The organism is Sphingomonas sp. SUN019 (genome assembly GCF_024758705.1).
Taxonomy (GTDB): domain Bacteria; phylum Pseudomonadota; class Alphaproteobacteria; order Sphingomonadales; family Sphingomonadaceae; genus Sphingomonas.
In genome coordinates, this window is sequence record NZ_CP096971.1 from 265,020 (window position 1) to 288,016 (window position 22,997).

The following is a 22,997-nucleotide window of genomic DNA, read 5'->3' on the forward strand; positions in this document are numbered from 1 at the left end:
GTCACCCCAGCCTTCGCTGGGGTGACGAGGCACTTCCGAACGCGTCTTAACCATGTCATCACGCCGCCTGATTTAAGGGGGTGCGATGCTGGAAGGACAGATACAGCCGGCGTCGGCGCCGAAACTCGCGCGTCGGCTCGGCATGACAGGTGTGCTGTTCCTCACATTGTCGGTCGCGACCCCCGCATCGTCGGTGTTCGTCATCGCGCCGGGAATGCTGCAGACCGCGGGGACCGGAGCGGTGTGGGCGCTGGCGATCGCCGCCGTCGTCTGCGTAATGACCGCGTTCATCTACGCCGAACTGTCGTCGGTCTGGCCGGTGTCGGGCGGCGAATATGTCGCGGTCGCGCACACGATGGGGCCGCTGGCCGGTTTCGTGATGCTGGGCGTCAGCGTGTTCAACAATTTGTTCTTTCCGCCGGTCGCGGGGTTGGGCATCGCGGCCGTGCTGTCGACGGTCATACCCGGGCTGCCCGCTGTGCCGATCGCAGTGGCGGTCGTTGCTGGCGCGACGCTCGTGGCATTGCTCGACATCCGCGTGAACGCCGCCGTCACCGGCGTCTTCCTGCTGGTCGAAACGCTGGCCCTGGTCGCGGTCGTCGTGCTCGGATTCGGCGAGGCGATGCGGCCGGTGAGCGAGTTTCTGCTCAACCCGGTCATGCTCGATGGAGAGATACTGGTGCCCTCCAGCCCGGCTGCGATCGGCCTGGCCACCTCGATCGCCATCTTCGCGTTGAACGGATACGGCGTTGCGGTCTATTTCGGGGAGGAGATGCACGAAGCGCCCAGGCGCATCGCCAAGGCGATTCTGTGGGCGCTCGCGTTAACCCTGGTTTTCGAAGGGTTACCGATCCTTGCTGCGCTGACGGGGGCGATCGACCTGCGCGCATTCCTCGCGGCCGAAGACCCGTTCGGCCTGCTGGTTGCAACGCGGGGTGGGGGGACGGCCGCGGCGTGGGTGTCGGTTGCCGTGGTGATCGCGATCGTCAACGCGGTAATCGCCTGCGTATTGGCCTGCGCGCGGTTCTTTTATTCCACCGGGCGTGACCGCAGCTGGGGACGGCGGGTCGATGCGTGGTTGAGCGCAGTCCATCCGCGCTTCGGCAGCCCGCACGTCGGCACCTTGCTGGTCGGCGGCATCGGCATCGCCTGCTGTTTTTTGCCGCTGCAGCTCCTGCTGGTGCTGAGCGGCACCGGCCTCGTCGCGATCTACGCCGGTATCGCGCTCGCCGTGATCGCCGGGCGGCGCAGCGGGCGGACCGACGGCGCGCATTACCGGATGCCGCTTTATCCGCTCGCGCCGATCGTCACGCTCGTCGCGCTCGGCTATGTCGTCTGGACGAGTTGGCTCGATCTGGAGGAAGGCCGGCCGGGGTTGATGATGACCGGCGTGCAAATCCTCCTGTCCGCAGGCTATTACTGGTTCGTCGTGCGCCGGCGCGGCAAATGGGAGGTCCATGCATGACGATCGATCTGGCCGATTTCGAAAAGGGCAAGGAATATAAGGGGCACTATCGCCGCGATCTGGAGGCTGTGCAGGGACGGCTGGAGAAAATTCTGGTCGCGCACATCATTCACGCACGGCCAGCGGTGATCATGCTGGAAGGCTGGGACGCGGCGGGGAAGGGCGGCATCATCCAGCGCCTTGTCTCTGAATGGGATCCGCGCCGGTTCGAGGTCTATCCGATCAGTGCGCCGAGCGCCGAAGAAAAGGCGCACCCGTTCCTGTGGCGGTTCCGCGAGCGCCTGCCCGAACCCGGCAATATCGCGATTTTCGACCGTAGCTGGTACGGTCGCGTGCTCGTTGAGCGCGTGGAAGGCTATGCCATGCCAGGCGAATGGCGGCGCGCCTACGGCCAGATCACCGCGTTCGAGGCGAAACTGATCGAGGGTGGCACGACGCTGATCAAGTTATTCGTCCACGTCAGCCAGAGTCAGCAAGACAAGCGGCTGAAGGATCGGCTGAAAGATCCCTGGAAACGCTGGAAAACCGGAGCGGACGACTATCGCAACCGCGCCAAGCGGGCGGAATATCTGGAGGCGATGCACGAGATGTTCGCGCGGACGGACACCGCGGTCGCGCCTTGGACCGTCATCGACGGCAACGACAAGAAATCCGCACGGATCGCAGCGTTGACGCATATCGCCGACACGCTGGCGGCGCAGGTGCCGATGGAGCCGCCGCCGATCGATCCTGAGGTCGCACGGCTGGCGAAGGAAGCGTTCGGCTGAGGCTCAATAATCGTTCAGCAACGGCGCGACCATGACCTGGACCGGACTGAACGCGTCATTGTCGCCCAGCACGTGAAGCACACCATCCGCGATCGAGAAATATGCGCCGTGGATAGTCAGCGCCCGGTCATCCAGCGCCTTCTGCACAAACGGGAACGTGCGCAGATTCTTCAACGACGTACGAACGGCTTCATGCTCCATCGCCCGCTCCGCCGCTTTGCCGGTCTGGCCGCCAGCGTCGATCCGGTCGCGCGCATCGTCGAGCATATGAACCCAATTGGCGATGAAGCCGCCCTCGCCCGGCGCGGCGTGCGCATAGGCGCGGGTAAGAGCCGCCTTCGCGCCACCGCATTTTTCGTGGCCCATCACGACGACTTCGGCGACCTTCAACTGCGTCACCGCAAACTCCAACGCCGCGGATACGCCATGATAGCCTGCGGTGGTTTCAAACGGCGGCACCAGCGCGGCCACGTTGCGGACCACGAAAATCTCCCCCGGCAACGTGTCGAAGATCTGCGCGGGGTCGACCCGGCTGTCGGAGCAAGCGATGATCATGACCTTCGGCTCCTGACCGTCCTTCAGCGCGGTCCAGCGGTCGCGCTGGCGATGCCAATCGGCGGTGCGGAAGCGATGATAGCCGTTCAGCAAGTCCGAAAACTGGGTCATCGCGCGCTCCGTCATCAGGGTCTGCGGTGCGAACATACAGCGGCGCGCCCGGTTCCGGCATTGTTTCGTGCGCGCGGCGTGGCTATCTCGCGCAGGCATGAACGACATGACTCCGCTCGCCCGTCCGGAACGCCCCGAAGGCCGTCAGCGCAAGCCCGACTGGATCCGTGTGAAGGCGCCGACCAGCGCGGGATTCGCTGCCACCCGCGCGCTGATGCGATCGAAGAGCCTGACGACCGTCTGTGAGGAAGCGGCCTGCCCCAACATCGGCGAATGCTGGAGCAAGAAGCACGCGACGGTGATGATCCTGGGCGACACCTGCACCCGCGCCTGCGCGTTCTGCAATGTGAAGACCGGGATGCCGCGCGCGGTCGATGCGATGGAGCCGCAGAATGTCGCCGAGGCGGCGGCGCAGATGGGCCTACAGCATATCGTCGTGACCTCGGTCGATCGTGACGACCTGCCCGATGGCGGGGCAAGCCAGTTCGTGAAGGTGATCCACGCGATCCGTAGCGCGAACCCCACGACGACGATCGAAATCCTGACGCCGGATTTCAGGAATAAGGCGCAGGCCGCTGTGGAGTCGATCGTCGAGGCCCGGCCCGACGTGTACAATCATAACCTGGAAACCGTGCCGCGGCTCTACCCGACGATTCGGCCCGGCGCGCGTTATTATGCGTCATTGCGGCTGCTGGAGAGCGTGAAGCGGCACGACCCGTCGATCTTCACCAAATCGGGCGTCATGCTCGGGCTGGGCGAGGAACGGCTGGAAGTGCATCAGGTGATGGACGACATGCGGTCCGCCGACATCGATTTCCTGACGATGGGCCAGTATCTGCAGCCGACGCCGCGCCACGCCAAGGTGATGGATTTCGTGACCCCCAAGGCGTTCGACGCCTTCGCCGCGATTGCGCGGGCGAAGGGGTTCCTGCTCGTAGCATCATCGCCGCTGACCCGGTCGAGCTATCACGCCGGCGACGATTTCGCGAAGATGCGGGCGGCGCGGGACGCCAAGCTCGCGGCCTGATGCCCAAGCATCACGAAACGCGGCGGATGCCCTACACGCCCGAACAGATGTTCGATCTGGTCGCCGACGTGAAGCGCTATGCCGAGTTCCTGCCATGGGTCACCGCGATGCGCGTGCGCAAGGATACATCGACCGAAACGCTGGCCGATATGATCGTCGGATTCAAAGGGTTGCGGGAAACGTTTACGTCGAAAGTTCAAAAGATGCGACCTGATGCGATCCGCGTCGATTACGTCGAAGGACCGCTGAAATTCCTGCATAACGACTGGCGCTTTCGATCCGACGGCGACGGATGCGTGGTCGATTTCTCGGTCGATTTCGCGTTCAAGAACCGCGTGTTCGAGATGCTGGCCGGGCAGGTGTTCGGCGCCGCGCTGCGCCGCATGATCGGCGCGTTCGAGGAACGGGCGCGGGTGCTCTACGCCGACGCGGGCGTCTCGGGTTCGGGCGGCATCAGCAGATCGAGCGCGCATAGCGCCGCCTGAAGCCTGATCCCGCCGCGACCCAGATCGCCGAACTGATGCTTGTCGGCGATCACGTCGGACGGATCGCCGCCGCGTTCGGCGCGGGCAAAGACGACCGTCCCGACCGGTTTCTTCTCGGTTCCGCCGCCGGGTCCAGCCACGCCGGTGATTGCCACCGCGACATCGGCGCGCGTTGCCTCCAGCGCGCCCTGCGCCATGCTCCACGCGACTGCGATCGACACCGCGCCGAACGTCTCGATCACGTCGTTGCTGACCTTCAGTGATCGTTGTTTCGCTTCATTGGAATAGGTTACGAACCCGGCCTCGAACACGTCGGAGGAACCGGGCACCTCGGTCAACGCCGCCGATACCAGACCGCCGGTACAACTTTCGGCCACCGCGATGATACGCTTCGCCGCGCGATTGGCGTCGATCACCTTCGTCGCCGCGGCGACCAGGTCGGGGGGTAGGATCGAGTCGGTCATCACCTGACGCTACATACCGGAAGATCGGGCACATCGGCGACCGCCGTCGTGCCGCGCGCCTTTTCAGCCTTCAGATATTGCAGCGTGGCCACGACGATCCCGGCGGTATTCCGCGCGGGCAGGGGTTCTAGCAAGGTCGCGAGTCGATCGATCGTCGGGCAATCGGACGCGGTGACGCGCCCCACGACCTGCGGGGCGAACAGCGACGTGATCAATGGTCGCGCATAATCGGATTGCAGCAGCATCATCACCGACGGGTCGCTGAGCTTGGCGATCGCGGCGCGCGCCGCCGGCCAGGCGGCATCGGCGGCGATCTGATACTTCGCGATGAACGGCCCCGACGTGCGGCGGACGAGGCTGCTCGCGGGCAAGGCCGCGCAGACTCGACCGGTTTCGCGGATGATGTCGGGCAACGCGACGAGCGCGATCGACTCGGCCTCGGCGGCGGTCAGGCACGGGGTTTGCGCGGCGGCGACCGACGGGGTGGCAATAGCAAGGAAAAGCGCCAACCGCTTCACGACAGCGTCCCCGGCAGTCGGACGGTGGCGATCGCCTGCGCTGCGATCCCTTCGCCGCGCCCGGTGAAGCCGAGCCGTTCGGTCGTCGTCGCCTTCACGCTGACGCGATCGATCGAAAGCCCCAGCAACTCGGCGATCCGCGACTGCATCGCCGCACGGTGCGGGCCGATCTTGGGGGCCTCGCACATCAATGTCAGATCGACGAACGTCACCTGACCACCGCGCGCCACGACCAGACCGGCGGCGTGGCGCAGGAACTGCCCCGATTCGGCGCCCTTCCACTGCGGATCGCTGGGCGGAAAATGTGTCCCGATGTCGCCCGCGGCGATCGTTCCCAGCACCGCGTCAGTGATCGCATGGAGCGCGACATCGGCGTCGCTATGCCCCGACAGCCCCTGATGATGCGGGATCAGCACCCCGCCGAGCCACAATTCCTCGCCATCCTCCAGCCGGTGGACATCGAAGCCGCTGGCGGAACGCGTTTCCCAGCCGATCCGCGCCTCTGCGGCAGCGAAGTCGGCAGGATAGGTGACCTTTTCCAACATCGTATCGCCCTGCACCAGCGCGATCGATCCGCCAAGCGCGCGCACCATCTGGGCATCGTCGGTCGGTGCGTCGCCGGACCATGCGCGGTGCGCGCGGACAAGGGCGTCAAAGCGAAACGCCTGCGGGGTCTGCACCCGGTTGAGCGTGGCGCGCGGCACGACATCGCCAGCGTCGTTGACGATCGTGTCCGCGACCGGAATCACCGGCACCGCGCCTTCATTGTCGTCCAGCGCCGCGAGCAGACGGTCCACGACTGCGGCCGGAATGAACGGCCGCGCGGCGTCATGCACCAGCACGCAATCGGCATCGATCCCGGCCAGTCCCGCAGCCACCGAATCGCGCCGCTCGGCCCCGCCGGCGATGCTCGACGCTCCCGGCACGGCCGCGGCCAGCGCCGCGTCCTGGCCTGCCCCGATGACGACGATGACGTCATCGATCTCCGGGTGCGCGGAGAGCGCCGCGTGGCTCCAGGCGATCATCGGACGCCCGGCGAGCGGGGCGAATTGCTTGGGCATATCGCTGCCGCTGCGCACACCGCGCCCGGCTGCAACGATCAGCGCCACGGTTCTCGGACGACTCATCATCCGCGCCTAACCCAGCCGCACGCGCCTTGCCAGTCAGCCTTGCCAGTCAGGGGCGAAACGCGTACCTGCCCATTTTTCAGGCACAGCGGCAAGATGCGTAGGCTAAACCCGATCCAGATCGGTCCCGTGCGGATCGAAAATCCCGTCGTTCTCGCGCCGATGACCGGCGTGACCGACCAGCCATTCCGTACGCTTGTACGTCGATATGGCTCCGGCCTCAACGTGACCGAGATGGTCGCAAGTCAAGCCGCGATCCGCGAAACGCGACAGTCGCTTCAGAAGGCCGCGTGGCACCTGAGCGAGGAGCCGATCTCGATGCAGCTGGTCGGTTGCACCCCCTATGAGATGGGGGAGGCGGCGAGGCTGGCGGAGGATCGCGGCGCGGCGATCATCGACATCAACATGGGCTGCCCGGTGCGGAAAGTGACCAACGGCGACGCCGGCTCCGCGTTGATGCGCGACCTGAAACTGGCGACCGCGATCATCGAAGGCGTCGCGAAAGCGGTCAGTGTGCCGGTGACGGTCAAGATGCGCATGGGCTGGTGTCACGACAGCCTGAACGCGCCCGAACTCGCCCGAATCGCGCAGGATATCGGTGCGAAGATGGTCACCGTCCACGGCCGCACGCGGAACCAGATGTATCGTGGGGAGGCGGATTGGGGTTTTGTGCGTGGCGTCAAGGAGGCGGTGACGATCCCCGTGATCGTGAACGGTGATATCTGTTCGATCGAAGATGCCGATACCGCACTTGAACAATCAGGTGCAGACGGTGTGATGATCGGGCGTGGCGCTTACGGGCGGCCGTGGTTGCTGGGGCAGGTGATGGAGTGGCTGGCGACGGGGCGTCGCGTGCCAGATCCATCGCTGGACGAACAATATCGCGTGATCGCAGAACATTACGATGCGATGCTCGAGCATTACGGCGCCGTCACCGGGGTCAACATGGCGCGCAAGCATATCGGTTGGTACACCAAGGGACTGACCGGCTCGGCCGAGTTTCGCAACACCGTCAATCAGGAGCCTGATGCCGCGCGGGTGAAGGCGATGCTCGCCGAATTCTACGCCCCCTATCGAATCCGCGCTGCGGCGTGATGCTCGCCGCCCGCGCGCCCGATCATGTGGAACTGCTCGCCGCACTGCCTGTCGCGTTGCTGGTGATCGATCCGGCCGGTCTGATCGTGCAGGTCAACGCGGAGTGCGAACGGCTGCTGAACCAGTCCGAACGATCGCTGCTGGGGAATCCGGTAGTCGATGTTCTGCCGCTGCCCGAGGAAGAACAGCGCCGCGATGGGCACGCCTTCGCCGCGTTCGATACCGAGATCGACACGCCGCGTGGCGGGCGCATCCGCGTCGATTTTGCGGAGACGCAATTCGCCGATCATCCGGGCTGGCGGCTGATCACGCTGCACAATGCCGCCAGCTCACGGCGGCTGGGTCTGTCCGCCGATCGCGCCGCCGCCGCACGGTCTGCGGTCGGCGCGGCGGCGATGCTGGCGCACGAGATCAAGAACCCGTTGTCCAGCATCCGCGGCGCGGCGCAATTGATCGCCGACGGGGCCGGCGTGGAAGACCTGACCGCGTTGATGATCGCCGAAGTCGACCGCGTCGCCGCGCTGATCGACCGGATGGAGGATTTCACCGACACGCGGCCCGTGCCGGTCGAGCCGCTCAACATCTATCCGCTGCTGGCGCACGCGCGCGAGGTCGCGCTGGCCGGTTTCGCCCGCGGCGTGGCGATCGAAGAACGCTTCGATCCGTCGCTTCCACGCGCGCTGGCGAACCGCGACGCGCTGTTGCAAGTGCTGGTCAACCTGTTGAAAAACGCTGCGATCGCCCTTGGCACACGCGGAGAGCGGCGCATCACGCTGTCGACTTCCTATCGCCACGGCATGGCGGTTGCGCCTGCGCCGGGACGTCCGAGGATGCCGCTGCCGATCGAGATCTGCGTGATCGATAGCGGCCCCGGCGCGCCCGACGATATTGCGGAACATCTGTTCGATCCGTTCGTGTCCAGCCGTCCCGAGGGAAAAGGGTTGGGCCTCGCGTTGGTCGACAAACTCGTCCGCGACATGGGTGGAATCGTGCAATATTCGCGCGAGGGATCGCCGCATCAAACGGTGTTCCGCATCCTCCTGCCGCGCGCGCAATCATGAGCGGCGGAAACATTCTGGTGGTCGACGATGACGATGCGGTTCGCGCGATCGTCGCGCAGGCGCTGCGCCGTGCCGGGCACCGCGTCCGGACCGCGGCAAACCTCGCCGAACTCGATCGAGAGATGCGCGCGGCTTTGCCCGACGTTCTGGTAACCGACGTCGTGTTGCCTGACGGCGACGGGATCGAGAATGCGACCCGCATCGTGTCCGAACAACCGGGCCTGCCGATCATCGTCCTGTCGGCGCGCAACACGCTGACCACCGCGGTACGCGCGAACGAGGCGGGGGCCTATGACTACCTCCCCAAGCCGTTCGATCTGGACACGTTGACGCGTGCCGTCGCCGCGGCGCTGCTTCGTCGCGCGCCGGCGACGCCGAACGTGCCCGGCGACGACGACCACGCGCTGCCGCTGATCGGCCGATCGCCCGCGATGCAGGACGTTTATCGCGTCATCGCGCGGGTCGTGTCGAACGATCTGACGGTGCTGGTCTCCGGCGAATCGGGTACGGGCAAGGAACTGGTCGCGCGTGCGATCCACGACCTCGGCCACCGCGCCACCGCGCCCTTCGTAGCGATCAACATGGCGGCGATCCCGCGCGAATTGATCGAGGCTGAATTGTTCGGACATGAGCGCGGCGCGTTTACAGGTGCCGCACAACGGACAGCAGGCAGGTTCGAACAGGCGGCTGGCGGCACGCTGTTTCTCGACGAAATCGGCGACATGCCGATCGAGGCGCAGACGCGATTGCTGCGCGTACTGCAATCAGGCGAGTTTACGACCGTCGGCGGTGCGCGGACGATCCGCGCCGACGTGCGCATCGTCGCAGCGACCAACCGCGATCTTCAGTCGGCGGTAGCGAGCGGGCAGTTTCGCGAGGATTTATACTATCGTCTGAACGTCGTACCCATAACGCTTCCGGCATTGCGCGAGCGGCGACAGGATATCGCGATGCTAGCCCGGCATTTCCTGGATCGCGCGGCCGCGGCGGGGCTGCCGCGCAAAACGCTGGACGACGATGCGATCGACACGCTGGAGGCGCATGATTGGCCGGGCAACGTGCGCGAGCTGGAAAATCTGATGCGCCGCCTGGCGGCGCTGTCGCGCGACGACCGGATCAACGCGGCGGAAATCGCGGTCATGCTCGGCGATGGGGGGGCAGGCGCGGCTGATCCTGACATCGCGATCGATGCGGCGGTGCGCGGCTATGTCGATCGTCTGGCGCGCAACGATCCGCAATCGCTCGATAATGGTACGTTATACGACCGGATCGTCGCCGAAGTGGAGAGGCCGCTGATCGAGTCGATGCTGGCACGCCATGGCGGCAATCAACTGCGTGCCGCCCGCGCGATCGGACTCAATCGCAACACGCTGCGCAAGCGCCTCGACCTGCTCGGAATCGATCCCGTTGCGCGACCATCCGCGCGTGAGCCGCGCTAATCGGTGCGATTATGTGTTTTCTCTGCAACACTCTTGTTGTAGCTAAGTGACGATGACCGCCGCTTTGGCGCCCGCCGCTAACGACCCCGTCTCGACGCGCCGCTTCACGGTTACGCCGCTGGTCGAGTTCGCGGTGCTCGCGGGTGCGGTCGCGGTCGCGGTAGGGAGTTACTTCACGATCGCGGGGGCCGGGGGTGAGCGCGGCTTGCTCGAACCGGCGTTGGTCGCATTCCTGTTGATCGCCAACCTGCTGCCGGGCGTGGCATTGCTCATGCTGCTGGGCCGCCGCATCGCACGACGGCGGGCGGCGCTATCCCCGGTCGGCGGGGCGGGGCGGCTTCACGTTCGGCTGGTCGCGCTCTTCTCGGTCATCGCAGCGGTGCCGATGCTGCTGGTGACGATCGCGGCATCGCTGCTGTTCCAGTACGGCGTGCAGTTCTGGTATTCGGACCGGGCGCGCGGCGTGTTCGAGAATGCGACGACACTGACGCGCGCGTCGTACAACCAGATCCTCCAGCGGTGGGAGGAAGCGACCGTCACGATGGCGCAGGACATCGCGGCGGAATTGAACGACCGTCCGATCGACGATCCGCGCTTCGCCTCGTTTCTGGTCCAGCAGACTTATTATCGCAGTCTGTCGGAGGCTTTGCTGTTCGCCGTTCCAGCCAGGGGAGAGCTGCAAACCCTTGCGTTCGTAAATCCTTACGACCTGAACCTCGCTCGACAGGTATCGGCGGATGCCGTCGCGCAGCTACGCGCTGGACAACGCAGCGTGGTGACCGTGACCGGCGATCGTATCCAGACGGTCGCGCGGCTGCCCGGATCGCAGCAAATCTATCTCTACGCGGCGCGCGTTACCGATCCGAAGGAAATGACGACGCAAACCGAACGGGCGGAGGCGGCGTTGGCGAATTATCGCGCGCTGCTTGTCCGCGCGCGGACGCTGCAGCTACAGTTCAACGCGGCGCTGTTGCTGTTGTCGCTGCTGATCGTTGGTGTCGCGGTCTGGATCGCACTCGCCGTCGCCGACCGGTTAGTCCGACCGGTCGGCGAGTTGGTCGATGCGGCGCGGCGGGTCGAAGGTGGTGATCTGTCGGCGCGCGTCGCTGAGACCCGGGAGCGCGACGAGGTCGGCACATTGGCCAACGCGTTTAACCGGATGACCGAACGTCTTCAGGCGCAGAACCACGAATTGCTCGCCGCCAACGAGCAGGCCGATCGCCGTCGCGAGTTGATCGAAGCGGTGATGTCGGGCGTTTCGGCGGGGGTGATATCGATCGACGACGATCGTTGCGTTCGGCTGATCAACAGTTCGGCCGAGACGTTGCTCGGACTCGACATCTCGCCGATAGGCCGGCCGCTTGCGGAGGTGTCGCCCGAACTCGACGCGCTGCTCGACGGCAATGCGCGCGAGGCGATTGTACAGGTCGCGGCGCGGGGCGAGGCGAAGACGCTGGCGGTGCGGATCGCGCGCGACGGCACAGGGCCGATCCTGACCTTCGACGACATTACGCAGCAATTGCTCGATCAGCGCCGTGCTGCGTGGGCGGACGTCGCGCGGCGGATCGCGCACGAGATCAAGAATCCGCTGACCCCGATCCAACTCGCCGCGGAACGGCTGCAGCGACGCTATGGCGGCAAGGTGGAGGAGGGCGACACGACGTTTGGCCGTTTGACCGAGACGATCGTGCGGCAGGTGGGCGACCTGCGCCGGATGGTCGACGAATTTTCTTCCTTCGCGCGGATGCCGAAGCCTGTCTTCCGGGAGGAATCCCTGGTCGACGTCGCGCGCCAGACGATGTTCCTGCACGAGGTCGCGCATTCGGGTATCCGTTTTCAGCTTCACCACGACGAACCCGGTCCACTGCTGGTTTGCGACCGTCGCCAGATCGGACAGGCACTGACCAACATCGTCAAGAACGCCGTCGAGGCGATCGAGGCGGCGGAGACGGGGGAGGCCGAGATAACGCTGACCATCGCCGAAGCGCCTGGCCGCACGACGATCACGGTGGAAGATACCGGCGTCGGCCTGCCGCTGGAACGCGACCGGATCGTCGAGCCTTATATGACGACGCGCGCGCGGGGTACGGGGCTGGGGCTCGCCATCGTCAAGAAGATCGTCGAGGAGCATTTTGGCACGATCGGTTTTGCCGATCGCCCGAACGGCGGGACAATAGTCACGATAGGGTTCGACACGACAATGCTCGCCGGGCTCGATACCGGCGACGACGCTGGCAGTGACACTGGTAATGACGGCGACGGCGGGGGGATCGCCGCACTCACCCGCAATCGGATAATTTGATTATGGCGCTCGATATTCTTGTTGTGGACGACGAACGCGACATTCGTGAACTTGTCGCGGGTGTGCTGGAGGACGAGGGATACGGCACACGCACCGCCGCCGACAGCGATTCCGCGCTGGAAGCGATCGCGGCGCGGCGGCCGAGCCTGGTGCTGCTCGACGTGTGGCTGCAGGGGTCGAAGCTCGACGGGCTTGACCTGCTCGACGAGATCAAGCGGCGCGATCCGTCGATCCCGGTGCTGGTGATTTCGGGACATGGCAATCTCGACACGGCGGTAGCGGCGATCCGCAAGGGCGCCTACGACTTCATCGAGAAGCCGTTCCAGGCCGAACGCCTGCTGATCATGGTCGAACGCGCGACCGAAACCGAGCGGCTGAAGCGCGAAGTGGCGTCGCTGCGGGCGTCGGCAGGACGCGACACCGATCTGACCGGCAGTTCGAGCGCGATCAACGGCGTCCGCGCGACGTTGAAACGTGTCGCGGCGACCGGGAGCCGCGTGCTGATCGTTGGGGCGGCAGGCGTCGGCAAGGAAGTCGCCGCGCGCCTGCTCCATAGTTGGAGCCAGCGATCGACCGCGCCGTTCGTGATCGTCAGCGCCGCGCGCATGACGCCCGAGCGCGTCGAGGAGGAGTTGTTCGGGGTGGAGGAGGGGGGTGACCTGATCCGCACCGGCCTGCTCGAACAGGCGCATGGCGGGACGCTGTTTCTCGACGAGATCGCCGACATGCCGGTCCAGACGCAGGCGCGCATTCTACGGGTGCTGACCGACCAGAGCTTCAGCAGGGTCAATGGCGAGCGGACCGTCAAGGTAGATGTTCGCGTCGTCTCCGCCACCTCACGCGACCTGACCGAGGAGATCGCAGAGGGGCGCTTTCGCGAGGATCTCTATTACCGGCTGAACGTCGTGCCCGTACCGATCCCGCCCTTGTCCGACCGGCGCGAGGACATTCCACCGCTGGTCGAGCATTTCGTCGCGCATTATGCGGCCGAACGCCGGGTGCCGACGCCGGAGGTGGCGACCGATGCGATGGTCGTGCTGCAATCCTACGATTGGCCGGGCAACGTGCGGCAGCTTCGCAATGTCGTCGAACGCACGATCATCCTGGCGCCGGGCGACCGGATTGGTCGCATCGACCTTGACCTGCTACCGCCCGAAGTCCGCGGCGATCAGGAGAATATGACGGGTACGTCGGCGATCATGGGATCGCCGCTGCGCGAGGCGCGCGAATCGTTCGAGCGGGAGTATCTGCGCGTTCAGATCAGGCGCTTCTCCGGCAATATATCGCGGACCGCGACCTTTATCGGAATGGAGCGATCGGCGCTGCACCGGAAGCTGAAGCTGCTCGGCATCACCGAAACGAAAGACGATTGACGTCTGGACCGCGCAGGTCGGCGTTCCTAGATTAGCGACGCGGTCGAAACGGCCGCACCCGACGCCGGGCACCGGCGCATCGCGGGGCAAACCCCGCCAACAACAAAGGACCGATCATGGCCGACAAACAGACATCGCTGCAGGATCTTTTCCTGAACGCGCTGCGCAAATCCAAGACCCCCGTGACGATGTTCCTGGTAAAGGGCGTCAAGCTGCAGGGTATCGTAACCTGGTTCGATAATTTTTCCGTGCTGCTGCGCCGCGACGGCCAGTCGCAGCTGATCTATAAGCACGCCATTTCGACGATCATGCCGTCGGGTCAGATCGACGTCGCCGCGATCGTCGACCAGATGGGCGAAACGACCAAGAAACAGCCGTTGCTGCAGGACATCTTTCTGAATGCGGTGCGTAAATCAGAGGATTCTGTGACGATGTTCCTGGTCAACGGCGTGATGCTGCAGGGGCAGATCGCGGCGTTCGACCTGTTCTGCATGCTGCTCTATCGCGACGGCATGTCGCAGCTGGTGTACAAGCATGCGGTGTCGACGATCCAGCCCGCACGACCGCTAAACCTGGCCGAAGAAACAAGCGGTCCGGCCGAGGATTGAGCATGAACAACGAAGGCGGCGGTTTCGAGCGCGACCGCGGCGAGTTCACCCGCGGCGCGCGCGCGATCGTCGTGTACCCCGACCTCGGCGGATCGTCGCGTGACGCCGAAGCGCGTCTCGACGAAACCGCGGGCCTGGCCGAGGCGATCGGGGTGCAGGTGGCGGAGCGCCACACGTTTCGCGTCCGCGCGCCGCGCGCGGCGACGTTGATTGGCAGCGGGCAGGTGGAACTGCTGGCGACGTCGGTGCGGATGGAGGAGGCGAGCCTGGTCGTGTTCGATGCCGGGCTGTCGCCGATTCAGCAGCGCAACCTGGAAACCGCGCTTGAGACGAAAGTGATCGATCGCACCGGGCTGATCCTGGAGATCTTTGGCGAGCGCGCGGCGACCGCGGAAGGACGGCTGCAGGTCGAACTGGCGCATCTCGATTATCAATCGGGGCGGCTGGTGCGGAGTTGGACCCACCTCGAGCGGCAACGCGGCGGGTTCGGGTTTCTCGGCGGCCCGGGCGAAACCCAGATTGAGGCCGATCGCCGCATGATCCGCGACCGGATGGCGCGGCTGCGGCGTGAACTGGATCAGGTGACCCGGACGCGCGGCCTGCATCGCGACCGGCGGCAGCGCGCGCCGTGGCCGGTGATCGCTCTGGTCGGCTACACCAACGCCGGAAAGTCGACACTGTTCAATCGTGTAACCGGCGCTGACGTCATGGCGGAGGATCTGTTGTTCGCGACGCTGGACCCGACGCTGCGGCAGATTTCGCTACCTGGCATCGACAAGGCGATCCTGTCGGACACGGTCGGTTTCGTCTCCGAACTGCCGACGCAATTGGTGGCGGCATTCAAGGCGACGCTGGAGGAGGTCATCTCCGCCGACCTGCTGATCCATGTCCGCGACGTGGCGCATCCCGATAGCGAAGCGCAGCGTAGCGACGTCGAGGGGGTGCTGGCGGAGATCGGCGTTTCCGAGGCGACGCCGCGGATCGAGGCGTGGAACAAGCTGGACCTGTTAGAAGGGGATGATCGCGCCGCGATGCTGGCGGAGGCCGAACGGCGCGACGACGTGGTCGCGCTCTCGGCGCTGACCGGGGAGGGCGTGCCAGCGCTCGTCGCCGCGGTGGCCGAATTGCTGACCGAAGGCCATCGCCGCTATCGTATCGCGCTCGACGCGGGCGACGGCGCGGGCGCCGCGTGGCTGCACGCGCATGGCGAAGTGATCGATCATCAGGTCGATGACGGCGAAGCGGTGTATGAAGTCCGTATGGCCGCGAGGGAATACGAGCGCTTCATGACACGCTAGTCGAGGGAGTGGGAACGATCACCCGCGTTTCGCTTTGCTCCATAATTCTTCCTTGGCGTCCAGACTGAGCGCAGGAAACGCATCGCCGGCCATCGCCTCCATCGCGACGAAGCGCCGCTCGAATTTGGCGCTCGCCGCGCGCAATGCCGCTTCGGGGTCGATCTTCAGATGCCGTGCGAAGTTGACCACCGCGAACAACAGGTCGCCGACCTCCTCGGCGCGGGTATCGTCATCGGCCGCTTCGATTTCGGCTAGTTCCTCGTCGATCTTCGCGCGTGCGCCGCTCGCATCGGGCCAGTCGAACCCGACGCGCGCCCCACGTTTCTGGAGTTTCTCGGCACGGGTCAATGCGGGCAGGCCGATCGCCACACCGTCCAGCGCGCCAGAGTTGCCCTTGGCGGCGCGTTCGGTGGCCTTGACCCGCTCCCAGTCGGCATGGCCTTCGCCACCGTCGCCGAAGATGTGCGGGTGCCGCCGTTCCATCTTGTCGCTGATCGCCGCCACGACATCGGGGAATGCGAAGTCGCCGGCTTCTTCGGCGATCCGGCTGTGGAAGACGACTTGGAGCAGCAGGTCGCCGAGTTCGTCCTTCAGATCAGCCATATCGCCACGCGCGATCGCATCGGCGACCTCATAGGCTTCCTCGATCGTATACGGCGCGATTGACGCGAAACTCTGCGCGCGATCCCATTCGCAGCCGGTCTCCGGATCGCGCAGACGCGCCATGATCGCGAGCAGCCGGTCGATCATGAAAGAGGGCCCTTCCCGGCGAATGAAATAATATCGATAATATACATTATGTAAAACTTATTGCCGTGTGGGAGGGAGTTCGAGAATTAGCGTTGTCCCGTCGACGCGCCAACTGGCGAGCCGTGACAAGAAGTTCATCCCAAGCACGTCGGTATCACCGAACGCATCCGCGACCACCACCGGCAGATCGCGCGCGACGATTCCACCGATGCGAAGTTCGGGCAGTTCGGCGTTGAGCGCGACGACGTCGCCATTGGCGGTGCCCAGCATGGTCGGGAAACCACTTTCGTCGATCTGTAATCCGGCGGCGCGCGCCGTCGCGGTCGACAGCGCGGTGGTCGTCGCGCCGCTGTCGATCAACATCCGCCGTTCGACTCCGTTCAGATTGACGGTCGCCCAGAAATGACCGTCCGCCGCCATGCGGATGCGCACCGTCTCTCCAATGACGCGCTGATCGCGGCCGAACAGTGCGTCGCGCGTGTCGTCCCAGATTGGTTTCAGGCGATCGCGCTGGCCGACGATGACCAAGCCGATCGCGAACACCGCGATCCAGGCCAGCACCATCTTCAGCGTCTGCCCCAGCGGCACGCGGCGGGCGAGCAAGGCGGATAGCGGCAGGATCAGCATCATCGCGTACAACGCGATTTCGGCGCCGCGGTTCACCAGGCGAATTCCAGCCCGTCATAGCCAGGCTCGACCCCGACGGGCAGCTCTGCGGCCAGCGTCGCATAGTCCATCGACTGATCCATATGTATCAACGCGGCACGAAGCGGCGCAAGCTCGGCGATCCACTCGAGCGCGGTCGCCAGATCGGGATGCGTTGGGTGCGGCCTGCGGCGGAGCGCATCGACGATCCAGACGTCGAGATCGCGATAAAGCGAGCGCATCTCCTGGGTAAGATCATGGAAATCAGTCGCATAACCGATCCGCTTGCCGTCCGCTTCGAACAGCAGGCCGGCCGAGGTTATCGAACCGTGCGGCTGATCGACGCAAGTGACCGTGATACCGCCGATCGTGACCTGATCCGGCAGGTGAGAAAGCGCGACCGTCGGCGGATATCCATCGCGTCCGTGGAAGACGTAGCCGAACCGCTCGATGATCGCCGCCGATGTCGCAGGGCGCGCGAGGCCGCGGACCGGATGGCGCAGCGCGTGATAGATTTGGCGCAAATCGTCGATTCCGAACACATGATCGGCGTGTTCGTGCGTCCAGATTACGGCATCGACCGTGCCGACGTCGGCATCCAGCAACTGCGCGCGCATATCGGGGCTGGTGTCGACCAGAATGCGCGTGCCGTCATGTTCGACCAGGATCGATGCGCGGGTGCGGCGGTTCTTCGGCTCGGCGGGATCGCACGCGCCCCAATCGTTGCCGATCCGCGGCACACCCGACGACGTGCCTGAGCCGAGGATACGGACCTTCACGCTCCCGCCTTCACATCAATGTCTTGGCGAACAATTCATGGAAGTTTCGTGCGGTAACATCCTGCAAATGTTCAACCTCCTCACCGCGCAGGTCGGCCAAGAACCGCGCGGTGTCGGCGACGAAGGCGGGTTCGCCGGTCTTGCCCCGGTGCGGTACGGGGGCCAGGAACGGCGCGTCGGTTTCGATCAGCAGACGCTCGATCGGTAGTCGCGCCGCGGTTTCCTGCAGGTCGCGGGCATTCTTGAACGTCACGATGCCGGAGATCGAAATGTAGCAGCCGAGATCAAGCGCGATGTCCGCGAACGCGCCGGTGCCCGTGAAGCAGTGGATCACACAACCGAACGCGCCCTTCCCCATTTCTTCGCGCAGGATCGAAGCGGTGTCGTCCTCGGCATCGCGGGTATGGACCACGATCGGCACGCCCGCCTGGCGCGCGGCGGCGATATGTGCGCGAAAGCTGGCCTGCTGACGATCGCGGTCGCTGTGGTCGTAGAAATAATCGAGTCCGCTTTCACCGATGCCGACGATCCGAGGATGCGCCGCGCGCGCCACCAGTTTCGCGGTGTCGACATGCGGATGTTGGTCCGCCTCATGCGGGTGAATGCCGACCGTCGCCCAAACGTCGGGTTCGCGTTCAGCGGTGGCGAGCACGTCGTCCCATTCGCTTTCGCGCGTCGCGATGTTCAGCATCGCGGTGACGCCACGCGCGCGGGCGCGCTCGAGCACCGCCTGCTGATCTTCGGCCAAGCCATTGTAATTGAGATGACAATGGCTGTCGGCGAGCATCAGGCGGCCTCTGCCGGGAGTTCCAGCCGGGGAAACATCGGTGACGGCGCGGCGAGCCGGAAATCGCTTGCGGCGTGGCGTGCATACCAGTCGTCGTCGTCGACCGCGGCATGATCGCGCTCCGCCGCACCGAGTTGGTCGAGCACCTTGCCCGCGGCCTCCGGCACGACCGGCAGAATCACGATCGCAAGGATGCGGATCGCTCGAACGAGAGTGCCGAGCACCGCATTCATCCGGTCGGGATCGGTCTTGCGCAGCGCCCACGGCGCCTGCGCGTCGATATATTGATTGCAGGCGAAGACGCCGCGCAGCCACGCCTCGATCCCCTGGCTCAGCATGAGATCCTCGAACGCCGACTTGAAGCCAGCCGCTGCAACGATAACCTCCTCGATCAACTGACCGTCAGCGACATCCCGGCGCCCGTCGACCGGCAATTCGCCATCGAGGTTCTTCGCGATGAAGGACAAAGTACGCTGCGCCAGATTGCCGAAACTGTTCGCCAGTTCGGCATTCACCCGCATCACAATGGCTTCGGCCGAATAACTGCCGTCCTGACCGAAACTCACCTCGCGCAGCAGGAAATAGCGCAAAGCATCGACGCCGAACGCGGTCGCCAGATCGCCAGGATCGACGACGTTGCCGAGGCTCTTCGACATCTTTTCCCCGCGGTGAAGCAGGAAGCCGTGCCCGAAGACGCTTTTCGGCGAGGCGATCCCGGCCGACATCAGGAAGGCGGGCCAATAGACTGCGTGAAAGCGGACGATGTCCTTGCCGATCAGATGCAGGTCGGCGGGCCAGTATTTCATCTCGCCGTCGGGATAGCCCACACCGGTCAGATAATTGGTCAGCGCATCCACCCACACGTACATGACGTGGCCCGGACTGCCCGGCACCGCCACACCCCAGTCGAAGCTGGTTCGCGATACCGACAGATCCGTCAGCCCGCCCTCGACGAAGCGCATGATCTCGTTGCGACGCGATTCCGGGCGTATGAAATCGGGGTTGTCGCGGTACAGCTCCAGCAACGGCTGCTGGTATTTCGACAGACGGAAGAACCACGTCTCCTCCGCGGTCCATTCGACCGGGGTTCCCTGCGGAGAAAGCTTACCCCCTTCCCCGTCGATCAGTTCCTTCTCGTCGTAGAACGCTTCGTCGCGGACCGAATACCAGCCCTCGTAGCGGTCGAGATACAGGTCGCCGGCGTTCGCCATCGCCTGCCAGATTGCCTGGCTGGCGCGGTGATGGTCGGCGTCGGTGGTCTGGATAAAGCGATCATAGGAGACGTTGAGATTGTCGCACATCGCCTTGAAATAGGACGACATCTCGGAAGCAAGATCGCGCACTTCGACGCCGCGGTCGCGTGCGGTCTGAACCATCTTCAGCCCGTGTTCGTCGGTGCCGGTCTGGAACAAAACGTCGCGGCCGGCCTGTCGCTGGAAACGCGCGATCGCGTCTGCGGCGATCGCTTCATAGGCGTGGCCGATATGCGGACGGCCGTTGGGATAGCTGATCGCAGTGGAAATGTAGAAGGGTTCGCGCATGCCGCGTCCCTACTATCGAGCGAGCCGCGCTACCACCCCCGCGAGTTCGAACACCGTCGCGCCCGCATCCAGCGTCAGCGCGCGCGCCGTGCCCGCGATCGAGCGCGCTTCGTCATAGGCGTCGAGCGCGGTGCGCAGCCCCTCCCCGGCGCGATACGGAGCCTGTTCAGCGATGAAGCCGGGCACACGTTCCAGGAACGCCTCGTAGCGCGGTTGTGCGGCTTTCGCCGACAGCGCCTTCGCCAACCGTCCGCGCTGCGCATTGTCGTGGTCGCCGCTTTTGCCGATCGTAGATAGCGCGGCGTCGATCCCGGCCAGGTCGAGCCCGGCGTACGCGAGTGCACGCCCCGGTGATCCTGCACCGGCGCGCACCAGCGCCTCGATCTCATCGCGATCCGCCTCCGGCATCGCATCGCCCAGCACCGCGCGCATATCGTCCATCGCGAGCGGTTCGAACCGCAGCAGTCGGCAGCGCGAGCGGATCGTGGGAAGCAATCGTCCCGGCGCGTGGCTGACCAGCAGGAAAATCGTCCCCTGCGGAGGTTCTTCGAGATTCTTGAGCAATGCGTTCGACGCGCCGGGCCGTTCGAGGTCGTCGACCGCATCGATCACGACGACGCGCCGCGCCGACAGCGCGGGCTTGGTCGCGAACAGCGGCATCAGCGCGCGAACCTGAGCGATCGGGATCGAGCGCGCGAGGTCCTGATCGGGTTTTTCGGGGTCTTTCGGCAGCCGTCGCATCTCGCGGTAATCGGGATGCGTGCCCGCCGCGATCAGCCGTGCCGCCTGATGATCTTCAGGTACGGCGAACCCCGGCGGCAATGCGTCCGGCGTCGCCGCTTCGGCCAGCATCCGTCGTGCGACCATGCGCGCGAAAGTCGCCTTGCCGACACCCTCCGGCCCGGCGAGCAACCACGCGTGGTGGAGCGATCCGCTGCCCAGCGCCGCGATAAAGGCGGCGCGGGCGGCGTCATGGCCGCGCAGTGACATCATGGCAGCAGGTCGGACAGCGCATCCAGTAGCGCGGCGGTCACCTGCTCCGGCGCGGCGCTTGCGTCGATCCGGCGAAAGCGATCGGGTTCGGCCGTCGCGAAGCCGTCGAACGCGCGCGCGACCGCATCGTGGAAGTCCGCGCCGCGCGCCGCGAAGCGATCCGCGCCCGCGCCGTCACGCGCACCGGCACGTCGCGCGCCCTCCCCGGTCGGCAAATCGAGCAGGAACGTCCGATCGGGCAACAGCCCCTTGGACCCGAAACCGTGCAGCGCGAGGATCGCTGCATCGTCGACCCCGCTTGCGACGCCCTGATAGGCGCGGGTCGAATCGAGATAGCGATCGCAGATCACCCACGTCCCCGCACCGATCGCGGGGCGGATGACCTTTTCGACATGGTCCGCGCGCGCGGCGGCGAACAGCAACGCCTCGACGTGCGGGCTCCAGCGACGGACGTCGCCGTGCATCAGAAGCGCACGGATCGCCTCCGCGCCCTCACTGCCGCCGGGTTCGCGCGTGACGATCGCGTGGACGCCGCGCTCCGCCAGCGCATCGGCCATAGCGCGCGCCTGCGTCGACTTCCCCGCCCCCTCGCCGCCTTCGAGCGAGAGGAACCTGCCGATCATTCGAACAGGCCCATCAACCCCGCCCACGCGCGGCCGAAGAAGCCCGCTCCGGCGACGTCCTTTTCGGCCACCAGCGGCAGCGTCTGCGTCGGCAAGCCGGGCGAGGTGACGACCAGATCGGCGATATGCTGGCCCGCCTTGAACGGGGCCTTCACCGGACCTTGATAAACGACCTTCGCGGTCATCGCGGGCACCGCACCTGCGGGCAGAGCAACCTTCAGGTCGTTCGGCGCGACCAGTCCGACTGTTGCGGCATCGCCCAATTGGACATCGGCCTCGGCGACCTTGCGCCCCTTTTTCACGAGCGGCTTGGCCTGCCATGCGCGGAAGCCCCAGTCCATGAAACGCACCGATTCGGCGATGCGCTGGTTCGAACTGGTGAGCCCGGCGAGCACCAGCACCAGGCGGCGGCCGTTCTGTTCGGCCGATCCGGTGAAGCCGTAGCCGGCTTCCTCTGTATGCCCGGTCTTCAGTCCGTCGGCTCCGGCGACGCGCCCGAGCAAAGGATCACGGTTCGCCTGGGTGATCGCGGAGCCGCTGCCGAGCGTCTTGCCCCACGTGAAATCGCGCCGCGAATAGAATTGCTTGTAGAGCTTCGGGTGGTCGGTGATCGTCGCCGCGGCGAGCGTTGCGAGATCGCGCGCGGTGACATAAGTGCGGCCTTCGTCGGGCCAGCCGTTCGAATTGCCGAAATTGCTGTTGGTGAGGCCCAGCTTCTTTGCCGATTCATTCATCCGCTGGACAAACGCTTCCTCCGTGCCCGAAATGCCCTCGGCCAGCACGACGCACGCGTCGTTGCCTGACAGAACGACGATACCGTAGAGCAGATTGGCGACCGAAACCTTTTCGCCCGGCGACAGGAACATCGTCGAACCTGCTGCAGGACCATGCCATTTGCGCCATGTTTCAGGCCGAACCTCGAACTCTTGATCGAGTTTCAGGTCGCCGCGGCGAAGCATCTCGAACGCGGTGTAGACTGTCATCATCTTGGCCATCGACGCGGGCGGCATCCGGCGGTCGGCGTCCTTCGCGTACAGCACCGCGCCGGTCGACACGTCCTCCATGAAGGCGACGGGCGCGGGCGTGTCGAACTGCGGCGCATTGGCGGCGACGGGATAGGCGATCGCCATCGCAAGGGCGGGAGCGGCAAGATAGGTCAGCAGTCTGGTCATGGATCGTCCCGA

General features: G+C 65.3%; 22 protein-coding genes and 1 pseudogene. 11 read left to right on the forward strand and 12 right to left on the reverse strand.

What is annotated here, in order from left to right; translation table 11 throughout:
- The first annotated feature begins 85 nt into the window (after window positions 1-85).
- Window positions 86-1,465: an APC family permease gene (locus tag M0208_RS01310; RefSeq protein ID WP_258889945.1), complete on the forward strand. Its 1,380-nt coding sequence runs from the start codon at window positions 86-88 to the stop codon at window positions 1,463-1,465.
- Window positions 1,462-2,232, forward strand: a complete 771-nt coding sequence (locus tag M0208_RS01315; protein ID WP_258889946.1) for a polyphosphate kinase 2 family protein — start codon at window positions 1,462-1,464, stop codon at window positions 2,230-2,232. The genes M0208_RS01310 and M0208_RS01315 overlap by 4 nt, the downstream gene beginning before the upstream one ends.
- Before the next feature lie 3 nt (window positions 2,233-2,235).
- Here M0208_RS01315 and M0208_RS01320 read toward each other — a convergent pair whose 3' ends face one another.
- Complete coding sequence (locus M0208_RS01320) at window positions 2,236-2,898, reverse strand: carbonic anhydrase (protein ID WP_258889947.1); 663 nt, start codon at window positions 2,896-2,898, stop codon at window positions 2,236-2,238.
- 97 nt (window positions 2,899-2,995) lie between these two features.
- Between M0208_RS01320 and lipA the strand changes: the two genes are divergently transcribed.
- Together lipA and M0208_RS01330 are read left to right on the forward strand one after the other, a co-directional pair.
- On the forward strand, window positions 2,996-3,925 hold the full coding sequence (gene lipA, locus M0208_RS01325) for a lipoyl synthase (protein ID WP_258889948.1): 930 nt from the start codon (window positions 2,996-2,998) through the stop codon (window positions 3,923-3,925).
- Window positions 3,925-4,410 (forward strand): type II toxin-antitoxin system RatA family toxin, encoded by a 486-nt coding sequence (locus M0208_RS01330; RefSeq protein ID WP_258889949.1) that lies wholly within the window; start codon window positions 3,925-3,927, stop codon window positions 4,408-4,410. Before lipA ends, M0208_RS01330 begins: the two co-directional genes overlap by 1 nt.
- Here the strand turns inward: M0208_RS01330 and M0208_RS01335 are convergent.
- From M0208_RS01335 to M0208_RS01345, 3 genes are read right to left on the reverse strand one after another with little or no spacing between them, the layout of a single operon-like run.
- The gene (locus tag M0208_RS01335; RefSeq protein ID WP_258889950.1) at window positions 4,344-4,874 is read right to left on the reverse strand and encodes a CinA family protein; all 531 of its coding nucleotides are present in this window, start codon (window positions 4,872-4,874) and stop codon (window positions 4,344-4,346) included. The genes M0208_RS01330 and M0208_RS01335 overlap by 67 nt on opposite strands.
- Window positions 4,874-5,392: a hypothetical protein gene (locus M0208_RS01340; RefSeq protein ID WP_258889951.1), complete on the reverse strand. Its 519-nt coding sequence runs from the start codon at window positions 5,390-5,392 to the stop codon at window positions 4,874-4,876. The genes M0208_RS01335 and M0208_RS01340 overlap by 1 nt, the downstream gene beginning before the upstream one ends.
- Window positions 5,389-6,522 (reverse strand): bifunctional 2-C-methyl-D-erythritol 4-phosphate cytidylyltransferase/2-C-methyl-D-erythritol 2,4-cyclodiphosphate synthase, encoded by a 1,134-nt coding sequence (locus M0208_RS01345; RefSeq protein ID WP_258889952.1) that lies wholly within the window; start codon window positions 6,520-6,522, stop codon window positions 5,389-5,391. Before M0208_RS01345 ends, M0208_RS01340 begins: the two co-directional genes overlap by 4 nt.
- 93 nt (window positions 6,523-6,615) lie before the next feature.
- Between M0208_RS01345 and dusB the strand changes: the two genes are divergently transcribed.
- The 7 genes and pseudogenes from dusB to hflX all read left to right on the forward strand — a co-directional run bounded on the left by dusB (window position 6,616) and on the right by hflX (window position 15,695).
- Window positions 6,616-7,614: a tRNA dihydrouridine synthase DusB gene (gene dusB, locus M0208_RS01350; protein ID WP_258889953.1), complete on the forward strand. Its 999-nt coding sequence runs from the start codon at window positions 6,616-6,618 to the stop codon at window positions 7,612-7,614.
- Window positions 7,614-8,675 (forward strand): nitrogen regulation protein NR(II), encoded by a 1,062-nt coding sequence (locus tag M0208_RS01355; RefSeq protein WP_258893138.1) that lies wholly within the window; start codon window positions 7,614-7,616, stop codon window positions 8,673-8,675. The genes dusB and M0208_RS01355 overlap by 1 nt, the downstream gene beginning before the upstream one ends.
- Window positions 8,672-10,114 carry a nitrogen regulation protein NR(I) gene (gene ntrC / locus M0208_RS01360; RefSeq protein WP_258889954.1) on the forward strand — a complete coding sequence of 481 codons (1,443 nt, stop codon included), beginning with the start codon at window positions 8,672-8,674 and terminating at the stop codon, window positions 10,112-10,114. Before M0208_RS01355 ends, ntrC begins: the two co-directional genes overlap by 4 nt.
- 52 nt (window positions 10,115-10,166) lie before the next feature.
- On the forward strand, window positions 10,167-12,416 hold the full coding sequence (locus M0208_RS01365) for an ATP-binding protein (RefSeq protein WP_258889955.1): 2,250 nt from the start codon (window positions 10,167-10,169) through the stop codon (window positions 12,414-12,416).
- 2 nt (window positions 12,417-12,418) lie between these two features.
- The gene (locus tag M0208_RS01370) at window positions 12,419-13,789 is read left to right on the forward strand and encodes a sigma-54 dependent transcriptional regulator (protein WP_258889956.1); all 1,371 of its coding nucleotides are present in this window, start codon (window positions 12,419-12,421) and stop codon (window positions 13,787-13,789) included.
- A 56-nt stretch (window positions 13,790-13,845) separates the two neighbouring features.
- A pseudogene (gene hfq, locus M0208_RS01375) lies at window positions 13,846-14,397 on the forward strand (RNA chaperone Hfq); the annotation flags it as partial.
- Window positions 14,398-14,399: 2 nt separating this feature from the next.
- Entirely contained in the window at window positions 14,400-15,695 is a 1,296-nt protein-coding gene (gene hflX, locus M0208_RS01380) for a GTPase HflX (RefSeq protein WP_258889957.1), read from the forward strand.
- Between the two features lie 18 nt (window positions 15,696-15,713).
- Here hflX and mazG read toward each other — a convergent pair whose 3' ends face one another.
- Genes mazG through M0208_RS01420 form a run of 8 tightly spaced genes read right to left on the reverse strand, consistent with a single transcriptional unit; the run spans window position 15,714 to window position 22,985 of the window.
- The gene (mazG, locus tag M0208_RS01385) at window positions 15,714-16,445 is read right to left on the reverse strand and encodes a nucleoside triphosphate pyrophosphohydrolase (protein WP_258889958.1); all 732 of its coding nucleotides are present in this window, start codon (window positions 16,443-16,445) and stop codon (window positions 15,714-15,716) included.
- Window positions 16,446-16,502: 57 nt separating this feature from the next.
- Window positions 16,503-17,108, reverse strand: a complete 606-nt coding sequence (locus tag M0208_RS01390) for a TIGR02281 family clan AA aspartic protease (protein WP_258889959.1) — start codon at window positions 17,106-17,108, stop codon at window positions 16,503-16,505.
- Window positions 17,105-17,869 (reverse strand): MBL fold metallo-hydrolase, encoded by a 765-nt coding sequence (locus M0208_RS01395; RefSeq protein ID WP_258889960.1) that lies wholly within the window; start codon window positions 17,867-17,869, stop codon window positions 17,105-17,107. Before M0208_RS01395 ends, M0208_RS01390 begins: the two co-directional genes overlap by 4 nt.
- Window positions 17,870-17,879: 10 nt before the next feature.
- Window positions 17,880-18,656, reverse strand: a complete 777-nt coding sequence (locus M0208_RS01400) for a TatD family hydrolase (RefSeq protein WP_258889961.1) — start codon at window positions 18,654-18,656, stop codon at window positions 17,880-17,882.
- Window positions 18,656-20,197 (reverse strand): methionine--tRNA ligase, encoded by a 1,542-nt coding sequence (gene metG / locus M0208_RS01405; RefSeq protein WP_258889962.1) that lies wholly within the window; start codon window positions 20,195-20,197, stop codon window positions 18,656-18,658. Before metG ends, M0208_RS01400 begins: the two co-directional genes overlap by 1 nt.
- 12 nt (window positions 20,198-20,209) lie before the next feature.
- A complete protein-coding gene (locus M0208_RS01410) occupies window positions 20,210-21,190 on the reverse strand; it encodes a DNA polymerase III subunit delta' (RefSeq protein WP_408988067.1) in 981 nt (326 codons plus the stop codon).
- Window positions 21,187-21,813 carry a dTMP kinase gene (gene tmk / locus M0208_RS01415; protein WP_258889963.1) on the reverse strand — a complete coding sequence of 209 codons (627 nt, stop codon included), beginning with the start codon at window positions 21,811-21,813 and terminating at the stop codon, window positions 21,187-21,189. Before tmk ends, M0208_RS01410 begins: the two co-directional genes overlap by 4 nt.
- Window positions 21,810-22,985, reverse strand: coding sequence for a D-alanyl-D-alanine carboxypeptidase family protein (locus M0208_RS01420; protein WP_408988068.1), 1,176 nt, complete (start codon window positions 22,983-22,985; stop codon window positions 21,810-21,812). Before M0208_RS01420 ends, tmk begins: the two co-directional genes overlap by 4 nt.
- Window positions 22,986-22,997 lie beyond the last annotated feature (12 nt).